General features: G+C 70.7%; 11 protein-coding genes. 7 read left to right on the forward strand and 4 right to left on the reverse strand.

Going from position 1 to position 14830, the window contains the following annotated elements:
- The first annotated feature begins 23 nt into the window (after positions 1 to 23).
- The 5 genes from thiC to QZW52_RS00435 are packed head-to-tail and all read left to right on the forward strand — an operon-like array spanning position 24 to position 5672.
- Positions 24 to 1904 (forward strand): phosphomethylpyrimidine synthase ThiC, encoded by a 1881-nt coding sequence (gene thiC, locus QZW52_RS00415; RefSeq protein ID WP_293993878.1) that lies wholly within the window; start codon positions 24 to 26, stop codon positions 1902 to 1904.
- Positions 1901 to 2992, forward strand: coding sequence for an FAD-dependent oxidoreductase (locus QZW52_RS00420; protein WP_293993880.1), 1092 nt, complete (start codon positions 1901 to 1903; stop codon positions 2990 to 2992). The genes thiC and QZW52_RS00420 overlap by 4 nt, the downstream gene beginning before the upstream one ends.
- Before the next feature lie 4 nt (positions 2993 to 2996).
- Entirely contained in the window at positions 2997 to 3203 is a 207-nt protein-coding gene (gene thiS / locus QZW52_RS00425; RefSeq protein WP_293993882.1) for a sulfur carrier protein ThiS, read from the forward strand.
- 4 nt (positions 3204 to 3207) lie between these two features.
- Positions 3208 to 4023, forward strand: coding sequence for a thiazole synthase (locus tag QZW52_RS00430; RefSeq protein ID WP_293993883.1), 816 nt, complete (start codon positions 3208 to 3210; stop codon positions 4021 to 4023).
- The gene (locus tag QZW52_RS00435; RefSeq protein WP_293993884.1) at positions 4020 to 5672 is read left to right on the forward strand and encodes a bifunctional hydroxymethylpyrimidine kinase/phosphomethylpyrimidine kinase; all 1653 of its coding nucleotides are present in this window, start codon (positions 4020 to 4022) and stop codon (positions 5670 to 5672) included. Before QZW52_RS00430 ends, QZW52_RS00435 begins: the two co-directional genes overlap by 4 nt.
- A 35-nt stretch (positions 5673 to 5707) precedes the next feature.
- On the opposite strand, the gene QZW52_RS00440 is transcribed toward QZW52_RS00435, so the two are convergent.
- A complete protein-coding gene (locus QZW52_RS00440; RefSeq protein ID WP_293993886.1) occupies positions 5708 to 7036 on the reverse strand; it encodes a GGDEF domain-containing phosphodiesterase in 1329 nt (442 codons plus the stop codon).
- Between the two features lie 208 nt (positions 7037 to 7244).
- On the opposite strand from QZW52_RS00440, the gene QZW52_RS00445 reads away from it, so the two are divergent.
- Entirely contained in the window at positions 7245 to 8357 is a 1113-nt protein-coding gene (locus QZW52_RS00445; RefSeq protein WP_293993888.1) for a hypothetical protein, read from the forward strand.
- A gap of 16 nt (positions 8358 to 8373) precedes the next feature.
- Here QZW52_RS00445 and QZW52_RS00450 read toward each other — a convergent pair whose 3' ends face one another.
- The gene (locus QZW52_RS00450) at positions 8374 to 9330 is read right to left on the reverse strand and encodes a caspase family protein (RefSeq protein ID WP_293993890.1); all 957 of its coding nucleotides are present in this window, start codon (positions 9328 to 9330) and stop codon (positions 8374 to 8376) included.
- Between the two features lie 276 nt (positions 9331 to 9606).
- Between QZW52_RS00450 and QZW52_RS00455 the strand changes: the two genes are divergently transcribed.
- Complete coding sequence (locus QZW52_RS00455; protein WP_293993892.1) at positions 9607 to 10584, forward strand: GMP reductase; 978 nt, start codon at positions 9607 to 9609, stop codon at positions 10582 to 10584.
- Here QZW52_RS00455 and QZW52_RS00460 read toward each other — a convergent pair.
- Positions 10532 to 13426: an EAL domain-containing protein gene (locus QZW52_RS00460; RefSeq protein WP_293993893.1), complete on the reverse strand. Its 2895-nt coding sequence runs from the start codon at positions 13424 to 13426 to the stop codon at positions 10532 to 10534. The two genes, QZW52_RS00455 and QZW52_RS00460, sit on opposite strands and share 53 nt — an antisense overlap.
- Positions 13423 to 14820, reverse strand: a complete 1398-nt coding sequence (locus tag QZW52_RS00465; protein WP_293993895.1) for a FecR domain-containing protein — start codon at positions 14818 to 14820, stop codon at positions 13423 to 13425. Before QZW52_RS00465 ends, QZW52_RS00460 begins: the two co-directional genes overlap by 4 nt.
- Positions 14821 to 14830: the final 10 nt, after the last annotated feature.

Below are 14830 nucleotides of genomic sequence, written 5' to 3' on the forward strand. Positions count from 1 at the left end.
GCCCGCCGAAGGAGATCCGCCCGATGAACGCCCCCGACAAGCTCCAAGAACTGCTCACGCTCACCCGCGAGCCTTTTCCCGCGTCCACCAAGGTCTATGTGGACGGCACGATGCCCGGCGTCAGGGTGCCGATGCGCGAGATCGCGCTGACCAACGGCGAGCGCGTCACGGTGTACGACACCTCCGGCCCCTACACCGACCCGACCGCCGACATCGACGTGCGCAAGGGCCTGGACTCGGTGCGCGCCGGCTGGATCGAAGGGCGTGGCGACACGGAAACCTACACCGGTCGCACCCGCATCGTGCTCGATGACGGCGGCAAGAACGAGGAGCGCGACAGCGGCCGCATCGAGGCCCTGCGCGCCGAAGCGGTCGCCCTGCAGCGCACGCCGCGCCGCGCCAAGGCCGGGCAAAACGTCTCGCAGATGCACTACGCCCGCCAAGGCATTGTCACGCCGGAGATGGAATACATCGCCATCCGCGAGAACGGCAAGCGCGAGTGGATGCGCGAATACCTCGGTGACGCCGAGCGCGAGGCCCGCTTGAAGGGCAACGCGATGGGCGCCCGCATCCCCGAGATCATCACGCCGGAATTCGTGCGCGATGAAGTCGCCCGTGGCCGCGCCGTGATCCCCGCCAACATCAACCACCCCGAAGTCGAGCCGATGATCATCGGGCGCAACTTCCTCGTGAAGATCAACGCCAACATCGGCAACTCGGCCGTCACCTCCTCGATCGAGGAAGAGGTCGAGAAGCTGGTCTGGTCGATGCGCTGGGGCGGCGACACCGTGATGGACCTGTCCACCGGCCGCAACATCCACACGACCCGCGACTGGATCATCCGCAACTCGCCGGTGCCGATCGGGACCGTGCCGATCTACCAGGCGCTGGAGAAGGTCGGCGGCGTCGCCGAAGACCTCAACTGGGGCATCTTCCGCGACACGCTGATCGAGCAGGCCGAGCAGGGGGTGGACTACTTCACCATCCACGCCGGCGTGCGCCTGCCGTTCATCCACCTGACGACCAAGCGCCGCACCGGCATCGTCTCGCGGGGCGGCTCGATCCTGGCCAAGTGGATGATCACGCACCACAAGGAAAACTTCCTGTACACGCACTTCGACGAGATCTGCGAGATCATGAAGGCGTATGACGTGACCTTCTCGCTGGGCGACGGTCTGCGCCCCGGCTCGTCGGCGGATGCGAACGACGAAGCGCAGTTCGCCGAGCTGAAGACGCTGGGCGAGCTGACCAAGGTGGCGTGGAAGCACGACGTGCAGACCATGATCGAAGGGCCGGGCCACGTGCCGATGCACCTGATCCAGGCCAACATGGACGAGCAGATCAAGCACTGCGACGAGGCGCCGTTCTACACCCTCGGCCCGCTGACCATCGACATCGCGCCCGGCTACGACCACATCGCCTCGGCGATCGGCGCGGCCATGATCGGCTGGATGGGGACCGCGATGCTGTGCTACGTGACGCCGAAGGAGCACCTGGGCCTGCCCGACCGCGACGACGTGAAGCAGGGGATCATTGCCTACAAGATCGCCGCCCACGCCGCCAACAACGCCAAGGGCCACCCCGGCTCCCGTGCCCGCGACGACGCGATGAGCAAGGCGCGCTTCGAGTTCCGCTGGCGCGACCAGTTCGCGCTCGGCCTCGACCCGGAAACCGCTGAGTCCTACCACGACGAGACGCTGCCGAAGGACTCGTCGAAGGAGGCGCATTTCTGCTCGATGTGCGGCCCGAAGTTCTGCTCGATGAAGATCACGCAGGACGTGCGCGACTACGCCGACAAGCTGGGTGTGGACGCACAGGCGGCGCTGGCGCAGGGCATGGCGGAGAAGTCGGCCGAGTTCAAGGCGGTGGGTGGCGAGCTGTACATCCCGATCCATCCGGCATGACGCTGGGCATGAACACCGCCCGCATCGGCATTGCCGGCGCGGGCGTGCTCGGGCGGCTGCTCGCGTGGCAGCTCTCGCACGCCGGGCACCGGGTCGAGGTCTTCGATCCGGCCAGCGGGCCGGAGGCGCGGCGAGACGGACTGGGTCCGGCCGGGTTCACGGCGGCCGGGATGCTCAGCCCGCTGGCCGAACTGGACGCCGCCGGGCCGGAGGTGGCGACACTCGGGCTGCGCTCGGTGCCGCTGTGGGCGGACATCGCGCAGCGGCTGGCGGCGCTGGACGGGCAGGGCGACGCGGGGCGGTATTTCCGCCAGCACGGCAGCCTGATGCTCGCGCACGGGCCGGACCTTGGCGCGGCGCAGCGGGTGCTGTCGCGGTTGTCTACCGCGCCGGCTGGCATGGTGGCACCGAAGCGGTTGACGCGGCCCGCGCTGGCCGAACTGGAGCCGGCGCTGCTGCCGGGGCTGCACGCGTGGTACCTCGACGGCGAGGCGCAGGTGATGCCGCAAGCGGTGCTGCCGGCGCTGTGTGCCTTCGCCCGCGACGTGCAGTGGCACTGGGGCCGCACGGTGCAATCGACCGCGCCGGGCTGCATCACGCTGGATGACGGCGCGGTGGCCGGGTTCGACCTCGTGTTCGACGTGCGCGGTCTCGGTGCCCGGCCGGAACCCGGTGCGGCCTTGCGCGGGGTGCGCGGCGAGGTGATCTGGCTGCATGCGCCCGGTGTGTCGCTGACGCGCCCGCTGCGGCTGCTGCACGCCCGGCACCGCGTCTACATCGTGCCGCGTCCGGACGACCACATCGTCATCGGCGCCAGCGAGATCGAGAGCGAGGATCGCTCGCCCGTGAGCCTGCGCTCGGCGGTCGAGCTGATGGCGGCGGCGCACAGCGTGCTGCCCGCGCTGGCCGAGGCGCGCATCGTTCACATGGAAACCAACCTGCGCCCGGCCTTGCCCGACAACGCGCCGAAGCTGGCGGTCGAACCGGGGCGGGTGTGGCTCAACGGGCTGTTCCGCCATGGCTGGCTGCTGGCGCCGGCGCTGATCGAGCAGGCGATGCGCCAGGTATTGGCATCGACATCGACATGACCCCATGACGTTCACCGTGATCCTCAATGGCGAGCCGGTCGAGTTGCCCGACGGCACCACGCTGGCCGCCCTCATCGCGCAGCGCGGCCTGTCGCCCGAGGCGGTCGGCACGGCGGTCAACGGCCGCCATGTGCTGCGCGCCGCCCGCGCCGAGCGGGTGCTGACCGACGGCGACACCGTCACGCTGTTCCAACCCATCGTCGGAGGCTGAGGCCATGAACCTCGCGCTGAACCCATCCCCGTGGACCGCCTACGGCGTCACGCTCCACAGCCGCCTGCTGCTCGGCACCGCCGGCTACCCGTCGCCCCAGGCGCTGCACGAGGCCATCGTGGCTTCGGGTACCGAGGTGGTCACGGTCGGCCTGCGCCGCATCCACGCCGGTGCCTCGGGTGCTGGCGACAACGGCCACATCGCCGCGATCCAGTCCGCCCTGCGCGAACGCGGTGCCCGGCTGCTGCCCAACACCGCCGGCTGCCGCACCGCCCGCGAGGCGATCGAGCTGTCGCACCTGGCCCGCGAGCTGTACGGCACGCCGTGGATCAAGCTCGAAGTCGTCGGCGACGAACAGACGCTGCAGCCCGACCCATGGGAGCTGGTCACGGCGGCGGAACAGCTCATCCGCGACGGCTTCGCGGTCTTCCCGTACTGCACCGACGACCTTGTCACCTGCCAGCGCCTGCTCGATGTGGGTTGCGAGGTGCTGATGCCGTGGGGCGCGCCGATCGGCTCCGGTCAGGGGCTGATCAACCCGTGGGCGCTGCGCACGCTGCGCGAACGCTGGCCGGACGTGCCGATGGTGGTGGACGCCGGCATCGGTTCACCCGCGCACGCGGTGCAGGCGATGGAGCTGGGCTATGACGCGGTGCTGCTGAACTCGGCGGTGTCGCAGGCGCGCGAGCCGGTGCGGATGGCGGCGGCGTTCGGTGCGGCCGTGCAGGCGGGGCGGCTCGGGCATGAAGCTGGCGTGATGGCGCCGCAGGCGATGGCGGTGGCGACCACGCCGGTCGGCGGCCGGCCTTTCCTGCTATGACTCACCCGATTGTCTGGAGCGTCGCCGGCAACGACAGCGGCGGTGGCGCCGGCCTGAGCGCCGATGCGCGCGCTGCTGAAGGCTGTGCGGTCCACCTCTGCCCGGTCGTCGCGTCGATCACGGCGCAGAACTCGCTCGGCGTGCAGTGCGTCGTGCCGGTGGCACCCGAGGTGCTCGGTGCGCAGCTCGCGGCGCTGGCGGACGACCTGCGCCCGGCGGTCATCAAGACGGGACTGATCGGCAGCGTGGACGGTGTGGCCGTGCTGGCGCGCTGGCTGCGCCGGTTCGATGCGGACGGCGGCACGCGGGTGCGGCTGGTGATCGATCCGGTGCTGGGCGCGAGCGCGGGTGGTGCGGCGTTCGCGGATGCGGCCTTGATCGACGCCTACCGCACGCACCTGCTGCCCCGCGCCGATCTCGTCACGCCGAACCGGCGCGAAGCGGCGCGGCTGCTGGGCGTGCCGGAGGCGGCGACACTGGCAGAAGTGCCCGCACAAGCGGCTGCGCTGCGCGCACTGGGCGCGGCGGCGGTCTGCATCACCGGCGGCGACAGCGTGGATGGCGCCGACGCCCTCGACTGGCTCGACACGCCGCATGCCCGTGGCTGGCTGGCGCTGCCGCGGCTGGACGTTCGGCACACGCACGGCACGGGCTGCACGTTTGCGACCACGGCTGCTGCGGCGATGGCGCGCGGTTTTGTCACCGCCGACGCACTGGTGCTGGCCAAGATGGCGACGACCGCAGGGCTGGCGATCGGCCATGCGGCGGGGCAGGGGGTCGGACCGGTCGGCTTCGACGCCGGCTTTGCGTCGGAGGCCCGTTGGCTGCCGCGGCTGGGCTGCGACGAGACGCCGGTGTCCGGGACCAGCGGTGCGGCGCTGCCCTGGCCGTCCGGGCTGTACGCGATCGTGGATGCCGCTGCACAGGCCGAACCGCTGCTTGCCGCTGCCGAGCCGTTGCTGTGTGCGCTGCAACTGCGCATCAAGCGGGTGGCGCACGCGGTGCTGGACGACCGTGCCTTTGCCGCCGAAGTGTGCGCCCAGATCGACTGGACGCTGGCCCGCGCGGCCCCCTTGCCCGCCGAGGCGCGGCCGGTGATCGTCGTCAACGACCACCACGCGCTGGTGCTCGACGCGATCGACGCCGGGACAATCGATCCAGCGGACATCGCGCTGCACCTCGGGCAGGAGGACGTGCTGGCGCTGGGCGCGGACGGTCGGGCGCGGCTGGCTGCCGTGCAGGCGCGCGGGCTGCGGCTGGGGGTGAGTTCGCACAGCCTGTGGGAGCTGTGCCGGGCGGCGGCGCTGGCGCCGTCGTATGTCGCCTGTGGCCCGGTCTGGGCGACGACGACCAAGGACATGCCCTGGCACCCGCAAGGTCTGCACAACCTGCGGTGGTGGGCGGCGATGGCGCCGGTGCCGGTGGTGGGCATCGGCGGGCTGCTGGTGACGGCGCAGGTCGAGGCGGTGGCGGGCAGCGGGGCCGCGTGTGCCTGTCTCGTGCGGGCGCTGGCGACACGGCCGGGCGAGTCCGAACCGGTGGCCGAGCGGCTGGCGGCGGCGGTGGCCGCATGGCGCTGTGGCGTCGCTGCGGTCAAGCAGTCTGCGCCGGACTGGCCGCGGCCGAGTCTCGGTCCGTCGATCGCCTGACGCCTGACGCCACCCGACGGGAGTCGCCGCCGTGTTCAGCGGCTGCTGGGCGGATGGGTCAGCACCGAGCGGCCCTGGTGCCCGGCGCACCAGGCGCGCACCTGCTCGGCGGGCATGGCCTTGCCGCTGGCGTTGCCCTGCGCGCCGTCGCAGCCCAGCTCGCCCAGCCAGGCGAGGGTGCCCAGATCGTCCACCCCGTCGGCGACCACCCGTGCGCCCCAGCCGCGTGCCAGTGCCATCAGGGCGCGCACGACCGCAGCCCGCTGCTCCATCCTTGGCAGCAGGGACAGCGCCCCCACGTCGAACCGGAATTCGCTCACCGGGTCCAGCCCGGCCAGCGCCACATGCAGGCTCAGGCCCGAGCCGCCGTCGTGGATGGCCAGCGCCACGCCCGCCTGGGTCAGCGCCTCGATGACATCGCCGCCGCGCTGGGCGATGGCGGCGGCGTGGGCTTCGACCATGAAATGCCGCGCTGGCCAGCGGTGGCGGTCGAGCAGGTCCAGCAGCGTCTGTGCCAGCCCCGGCTCGTCCAGCAGCCGGCCCGGCAGCGGCAGCGACAGCCGCTGGACCAACCCCTGCTGGCGCCACGGCACCGCGTGGCGCAGCGCCACATCGGTGACGGCCAGCAGATGGGCGACCAGCTCCTTGCGGCTCGTCTGGCCGGCACCGCCCATCTCGGTCGGGGAGAAATCGTCCTGTGCCGGAGACAGTCCCTGGGTCGAGATCTGCAGCCGCGCAACACCGCCTTCGCGCAGATCCAGCACGGGCTGGAACACGGCGCGGGCGTTGCCATCGGCGGTGGTGGTGTAACCGGATGGTGTCGGAGCGGAGCGTGGTTCGAACAAGGCGGTGATCACCTGCGCTTGCCGCGCCTGGTCCAGCGCACTGCGGGCCTGCACGAGCAGGGTGTCGGCGTCGTGTGCGTGCCGCGGGCACAGCACCACGCCGATGTGGACCTGCACCCGGTCGGAGAACTCGGCCGCGATCTTCTGGCCCATGGCCATCAACCCCGCCACCGACGGGTTGCCCGGCAGCAGCGCCGCGAAGTCGCAGGGACTCATGCGCGAGAAGCTGTCGGTGCGCCGGCTGAGGCGGTGGAGCTGGCGGGCGAGCTGCTGCATCACGGTCTCCATCGCGCTGGCGGACATGCCGGGGATGGCCGGGCTGGTGCCGATGTACATGAGCGCGAAGGCCGACCCACCGCGCGCCACGCCCGCAGTGGCCTGCCCGAGGCGGTCGAGCAGCAAGTCGCGGTGGGGCAGTCCGGTGCGGGCGTCGATGAGGCCGAGCTGCCGCATGGTGGCGTCGTGGTCCTCCGCGAGCAGGGGGCCGTTTTCCATGACCACGATGCGCAATTGATTCATGAAATGCAGTCCGGCGGAGGAGCGTCTAGGGATGGAAAAAATGCTAACACAGGCATTCGGACTCGCTAGAAACGAAATCGTTCCAGGCTGGGCTATCAGGTGCGCTTCATAAAATATGTGAACATTTTCACGATAGTAGGCACACCAAACGGAGTTACAAAACGTAACTGCTGACGCGACGGGTCGGATCGGACCGAGGAGGTGTGCCATGGGTGTTCTGGGTCAAATGGGGTGGCTGGGTGTGCTGCTGGGTGGATTGGTGGGTGGGCTGCTGGGGAGCGTGCTCCAGACGCTGCGGTTGCGCCAGTTGCATCTGGTCGAGATCGACGCCTTGCACCGGCGCTGCTGGGCCGAGCAGGACCGTTGGCTGGAGGAGCACGAGGCCCGACTCGACACCGCGGAGCAGGACCGCGTGGCGGCGCTGGCGCAGGCGCAGGCCGCTGTGCAGGCGTGTGATCTGGCCAGCGAGGTCCACACGCAGGCCATGGACCGCGTGCGGCGCGAGATGGACGGCGCCCGCGTCGGCTACTGCCAGGCCGAGCAGGCGCTGTGCCAGCAACTGCTGTCGATGGAGCGCCAGGTGGCCGGCGAGCGCACGGCGCACCGGCGCGAGATCCAGGCGCTGCGGATGCAGTGCGACGAGCTGGGCGAGCGGCTGGCCGCCGAGCGCCAGATGGAGCGCATCGACGTGGACCGCCACCAGCAGGTCTGCGAGGCACGGGATGGGCTGCGTGCCGAGGTGGTGAAGCTGCTGGACCTGCTCGACCAGTCGGACACGGCGCAGGCCGCCTTGCAGCACCGCGCCAATGTGCTGGAGCAGCAGATGGCGCTCGGCCAGCGCCAGCTCGAAGAGGTGCGGCAGGCGCTGGAGCGTGAGCGCAGCCGCAGCCCCGTGATGCGCCCCGTGGCCCAGGCGGCGCTCACGACCATCGCGACGGTGGCACGGGCCGCCAACGCGCACCCGCCCAGCGCACCTGGTGCCAGCGGGCTGCGCGCCTTCGAACGCCAGCCGGACAGCCCGCCGCCGGACAACCTGCTGCGCATCCACGGCATCGGACCCGCCAACCAGACCTGGCTCAACCGCTGCGGGGTCTGGTACCTGTGGCAGATCGCGGGCTGGAAGGCGCCGGAGCAGCAGTGGGTGGCCGGGCACCTGCCGCGCTTCGGTCGCCGCATCTACCGCGAGAACTGGGTCGGACAGGCCAAGGCTTTGCTGGACGAGCAGCGCGGCGAGCGGCGGGTCTACCCCGCACAACTGCCCCCCGGCCTGCCTGACCGGCGGCTCAATGCCCGCGAGACGCGCGAGCTGGCCGCGGCCTGAGGCCGGGTGGTGCTGCTCAGACCGCGAAGGGCCGCTGGGTCAGGAAGGTGGCGGCGCTGCCCAGCACGAACAGGTTCGGTGTCTGGGTAGGGGGCAGGCCGGCGACGATGACGTTGCGGAACTGGGTGTAGTTGCCGGTGAAGCTGCCGTTGTTCCAGACCTGCAGCAACCGGCCGGTGAAGGCGCCGTTGAAGTCGCCGTCCATCGAGGTCTGGTTGTCCTGGCAGCCCGAGATCAGGATCACCGAGGGCGCGAAGGTGCTGAGCACGGTGGTGAGGCGGCTGCTGGTGACGGCAACCTGCGCGAGCGCGGCATCCGGTTCGATGACACCCGCCTTGCCTGCTTCGGCGGCGACGGCGCGCTGCAGATCGTCGTAGAACGCCTGGTGCTGGCGGTAAGTGCGCCGGGCGATGGCCGGCGGCATCGTGCGCGGCCGGTGGGCGCCGTGCAGCGCCGGGGCGGGCGTGGCGTCGCGGGTGACGGTGCCGCTGTGGCAACTGTCGGAGAGCACGAGGATCCGCACACCGGCGGCGAACTTGCTCAGCTCCAGGTACAGCTCGTCGTCGATGAGCTGGCCGTCGAAGAGGCACCAGGTCTCGTCCTGGCGGTCAGGCTCCTCCCCGGTCACGTCGGCCACTTGTCCGCCATGGCCCGAGTAGGTCAGCAGGAACAGATCCCCCGATTTCAGCGCCTTGGCCGCCTTGCGCAGTGCCGCCAGCACCGCCGCCCGCGTCGCCTGCGCCGTCCGCAGCAGGGTCGGTTTCATGCCCTTGCTGGTGGCGATGGCCCGCATGTCGTCGGCGTCGGCCTCGCAGGCGGCCAGCTCGCCGCTCCAGTGGTTGTAGTGGTCGGGGTTGACGGCGTTCAGGCCGATGTGCAGCGACAGTGCCGTGGCCGGCGCGGGCGAGGCGGGGGGCTTGGTGGCGGTGACTTTCTTGCGTGCAGGCGCGGGGGAACGTGTGGTGGTGGTCATGACAGCAACCCGTGGTGAAGAATCCAGAATGTGATGGATTCATCACCTGTGGCACGGCGTCCAGTGCCGCCTCGGCGTGCAGTGTTCACGGCATTGCAACCGAATTCTGCGACCTGCACCCGTTCCCTGGCGCCCGGGACACGCCGCGTAGAATCGACCACCGGGCCCAAATTCTGCGGCCCGGTCTGTACCGTTCGACCGGGTCTCAGGTCAAGCGCTCGCAGCTTCGTGGCCGCACTGCCTCCCGCGGCCCGCATCTCCGAGAGCCTTTTCCCCATGGACATCTTCGACTACGACAACGTCCTGCTCCTGCCCCGGCGCTGCCGCGTGGACAGCCGCAGCGCGTGCGACACGGCGGTGGAGTTCGGCGGTCGCCGCTTCCATCTGCCGGTGGTGCCCGCCAACATGAAGACAGTGCTGGACGCGCCGCTGGCCGCCTGGCTCGCCGCCAACGGCTACTTCTACGTGATGCACCGGTTTGATCTGGACAACGTGGCCTTCGCGCGGTCGATGCGTGCGCAGGGCCTGTTCGTCTCGCTGAGTTCAGGGGTCAAGCCGGCCGACATGGCGGTGGTGGACCAGCTCGCCGCCGAGGGCGTGGGCGCCGACTACATCACCATCGACATCGCCCACGGCCACGCCGACAGCGTGCGCCGCATGATCGAGCACATCAAGGCGAAGCTGCCGAACACCTTCGTGATCGCCGGCAACGTCGGCACGCCCGAGGCGGTGATCGACCTGGAGGCCTGGGGTGCGGACGCGACCAAGATCGGCATCGGCCCCGGCAAGGTCTGCATCACGCGGCTGAAGACCGGCTTCGGCACGGGTGGCTGGCAGCTTTCGGCGCTGAAGTGGTGCGCCCGCGTGGCGACGAAGCCGATGATCGCGGACGGCGGCATCCGCCACCACGGCGACATCGCCAAGAGCGTGCGCTTCGGGGCGGCGATGGTGATGATCGGCTCGCTGTTCGCCGGCCACGAGGAGTCACCGGGCCAGACGGTCGAGGTCGATGGCAAGCTCTACAAGGAGTACTACGGCTCGGCCAGCGACTTCAACAAGGGCGAGTACCGCCACGTCGAGGGCAAGCGCATCCTGGAGCCGGTCAAGGGCAAGCTGGCCGACACGCTGCGCGAGATGCGTGAAGACCTGCAAAGCTCCATCTCCTACGCGGGCGGTACCCGGCTGGTGGACATCCGCCGCGTCAACTATGTGATTCTGGGTGGAGATAACGCGGGTGAGCATCTGCTGATGTGAGTGCCTCCCGGACGGCGTCCGGCGTGCCGGGGCGGCCGTAGAGGTAGCCCTGCACGATGTCGCAGTCGTGCTCGCGCAGGAAGCGGATCTGGGCCTCGTTCTCGACCCCTTCGGCGACGACCGGCACGCCCAGACCGTGCGCCAGCGCGATCGTGGCGCGCACGATGGCCGCGCCGTTCGGGTCGCGGTGGATGTCGGCGATGAAGCTCGGGTCGATCTTGATCTGGTCCACCGGGAACCGCTTGAGGTGGGCCAGCGACGAGAAGCCTGTCCCGAAGTCGTCCAGCGCGATGGCCACGCCGAGCTGGCGCAGTTGCATCAGCAGTTGCTTGAGGTGGTCGAGGTCGGCCATCGCCGTGCTCTCGGTGATTTCCACCTTCAGCAGCGAAGCCGGCACGTTGGCGTCCCTCAGGGCGCCTGCGATCACGTCGATCAGATGCGAGTCCATGCACTGGCGGGCCGAAACGTTGACCGACACCGGCACCGGCGTCACCCCTGCGTCGATCCAGCGCCTGACCTGCGCCGTGGCCTCGCGGATCACCCAGTTGCCGACCGCCACGATCAGCCCCGTCTCCTCGGTGATCGACAGGAAGCGTGCGGGTGCCCACAGCTCGCCGTCGTCCTGTCGCCAGCGCAGCAGGGCCTCCAGTCCGACCGGGCGCCCGGTGCGCAGGTCGGTCTGGATCTGGTAGTGCAGCACGAACTCGTTCGACTCCAGCGCGTGGCGCAGCCGGTTCTCCAGTGCCAGCCAGTCGCGGGTGAGCGTGGACATGCCGGAGGTGTAGAACTCGAAGCGCCCGCCGCCGGCCGCCTTGGCGCGCGCCATGGCGGTTTCAGCCATGGTCAGCAGACCGTCGGGCACCTGGGCGTCGTCCGGCGAGAGCGCGATGCCGACGCTGCAGGTGCAGGCGATGGCGGTGTCGTCCACCCGCAGATCGCGCGCCACCACGTCGATGAGCTGCGCGGCGAGCGCGGCAACGACTTCGCGTGAGGTCACGTCCTCGATCAGCACGACGAACTGGTCGTTGCCCCAGCGGGCGATGGTGTCGTGGGGACGGAACACGCGGCGCATCCGGGCGGCGACGGCCTCCAGCACCTCGTCGCCCTGGCGCTGGCCGAGGCTGTCGTTGATGCGGCCGAAGCGGTCGAGGTCGATGAACAGGACCGCCAGCGCCTGGTGCTGGTGGCGCCCGTGGGCCAGCGCGTGCGCCAGCAGATTGGTCAGCAGCACGCGGTTGGGCAGGCCGGTCAGTCCGTCGTGGGTGCTGCCGTGCTCGACGGCCTGTTCGGCGCGGGCGGTGGCGGTGATGTCGGTCAGCACGATCACCACGCCGTACTCGGTCTCGGTGGCCACGCGCATCGGGCTGATGACGGCGCGGGCCATGTGCTCGCCGTCGTGCGTGTGCAGGTGCAGGGCCAGTTCGACCGCCACGACCCGCTGCTGGGTCTGGCAGTCGGTGATGGCCTGCAGCAGGATCTGCTCGTCCGGCTGCGCCAGGCTCAGCACCGCCTGCAGAGGCTGCTCCCGCACGGCGATCTCCATGCCTTGCGGCCGCAGCAGCCGCTCTGCGCTGGGGTTGAGGTAGCGCACGCGGTGGCTGGGGTCGAGCGTGATCACGGCGTCGGTGATGGCCTGCAGCGTGACCTCGGCCAGCGTGCGCTCGCGCTGCAGGTCGGTGCGGGTGGCGTGGAGTTCCACCGCCCGGCTCAGCAGCAGCGCGATCGACCAGCCCAGCGCCATCGCCCCCATCGGCAGCCACAGGTGCCCCCAGACCAGGGCGGCGGCCTCCACCAGCAGCGGCAGCGGCAGCAACCACAGCATCACCTTGAACCTGACCCCCAGCGAGCGCATCGCCCAGCGCCCGAACAGCGCCGCGAACACCAGTGGCAGCACATTGGCCACGAACACGACTGACGCGCTGGCGATGGCGACGAGGCGGTTGCGCTCCATCGCCTGGTGGACCTGTGCCTGCCACTGCACGGCACTGAGCTGCGTGCTGCCACGCGGACCGGGCACGGTCACGGGAGCATCGATGCCGCTGGCCGTCAACCCGACCCAGACGACCCGGCCGGTGAGCAGCGTCACCAGGCTGGGATCGCGCAGCAGCTCGGAAGCCGAAATCTGCGTGACCTGGCTGTCGCCGGCGGGCAGGAGCTGCACCTGTTCCTGCCACCATGCCTCCTGCGCGTGCTGCTGCGCGTTGACGCCCGCCGGTCCCCCCGCGTGCGTGGCGCCGACCCGCTGCACGGCCAGCGGCATCGCCTCCCAGGCGGTTGCACCGAGTCCGGCCACCTTGGCGACCCGGCGCACTTGGCCATCGAGGTCGAGCGGCGCTTCGGCGTGGCCGAGTGCAGCGGCGGCTTTGCCCAGCATGGCCAGGGGCTGCAGCACGGTGGTCTGTCCATCCGCAGGCCGGCCCTGCGGCACCACGGGCAGCACGATCTGCCCGTGGGCGGCGATGGCCTGTGCCAGGCGAGCGTCCTCGGCAGGGTTGGCGGCAGGCTCGGAGAACAGCACGTTGTAGCCCACGGCCTGCGTGCCCGCGCTGCGCAGCACATCGATCAGCTCGGCGTGGCGCTGGCGCGGCCAGGGCCAGCGGCCGAGGGCTTGCAGGCTGGCGTCGTCGATGGCGACGACGATGCTGTCGGCGGCAGGCTTCGGGCTGGACCAGGGTGCAAGCTCTTCGCGGACCAGCAGGTCATGCACGGCCAGGTCGAACCGGTCCACCACCGGACGTGCCGCGAGCAGCAGCAAGGCCGCCACCATGGCGGCGAACCACCATGGGGCGGGCATCAGCCACAGGGCGAGGGTTCTCCGGGCGAAGGGCGGGGGCTGGATCACGGGGGTGACTCCTGGGGCGAGCGTGGGTCGAAGACACGCGGCTCGGACCAGCCACTGCGGCCACCACTGGGCTGCAGTACACGAACGCGGATGTGGTGAAACTCCTGCCGCTGGGGCCAGGGCAGGAGCAGATGGGGGTGCGGCGTCGGCTCGTCCAGGACCAGCGACGTGAAAGCCGGGTCCAGGGCGATCTGCACCTGGAAGCAGTCCTGTGCATCCTCCAGTGGCGACCAGCGCAGCGCCAGCCGCTGGTCGGCGCGGCCAATGTCCAGGCGTGGGGCGGCCGGCAGCGGTGGTGGCGGCGCAGGCGTGGTGACCGCCAAGGCGCGTTCAGCCGACAAGCCTTCCAGCCCCATGGCGTCGATGCCGCGCATCCGCAGCCGGTAGCGGCCATCGGGCAGGTCCGGGAACTGCGGCTGCGGCGTCTCGCGCACCGACTCTTGCAGCAGGTCGGCGGGGCTGGTGTCGGTCAGCCACTGCACCCGGTAGGCGACCGCGCCGTCCAGCGCCGGCAGGGTCAGCGTCTGGAGCTGGGCAGGGCTGGCCGGTTCGGTGATCGACTGGACGTCTGGTGCGGGCAGCAGCGGCACTGCGGCGGTGGGCTGCACCCCTGCGTCGGCGCGCGAGCCAGTGGCGGTGGCCAGCTCGACCGCACCCAGCGGGTTGCCGAAGGCCACGGCACCGTGGACCACCTCGGCGCGGCTGGTCTGGCCGTCGGTGGAGATGCGGAACTCGGTGCCGCGCACGGTGGTGATGGCCGAGGGCGTGCGGATCTCGAAGCGGTTCTTGCCGGCCTGTGGCTGCACGGCGTTTTCCAGACCGCCACGCAGCAGCTCGATGCACAGCGGCGCCGTGGCTTCGGTGGTCTGGCCCGGCGGCGGCGCAGGGGCACCGGCTTGGGCCTTCAGCCAGGCGTCGCGTTGCGCAGGCTCCAGCGGCAACACGCGCAGCTCGCTGGCCGGCCGCACGAGCACCCGCGTGCCGTCCTGCAGCACCAGCGTCGCCGTGCCGTTGTCGGCGGTGCGCAGCCAGGTGCCCGGCGGCAGGACGGTGTCAGCGCGGGCGGCGGTCCAGCCGGTGCCGCTGTCGAGCATGACCTCACCCTGCAGCCCGGTGAGCCGGGCTTCGGGGGTGGTCAGCCGCAGCCAGGGGGTGGGGATGCGCAGCACCTGGCCGGGTCGCAGCAGGTCGCTGCGGAGCTGGTTGCTCTGGCGCAGTGCCTTCCAGTTGCCCTGGTCGCGCAGGAAACGTGCGGAGATGGTCCATGCCGAGTCACCGGGCCGCACGGTGTAGAGAAACTCCTCTGCGGTTGCTCCATCCACGGCAGCGTGCCCGGCGGCAGACAGCAGCAGGGCGAGCAGGCAGGCGGAAGCGGGGCGGAGCAGGCAATGCATCGGTGCGGGT

The organism is Sphaerotilus sp., assembly GCF_013299175.1.
Classification (GTDB): domain Bacteria; phylum Pseudomonadota; class Gammaproteobacteria; order Burkholderiales; family Burkholderiaceae_C; genus Sphaerotilus.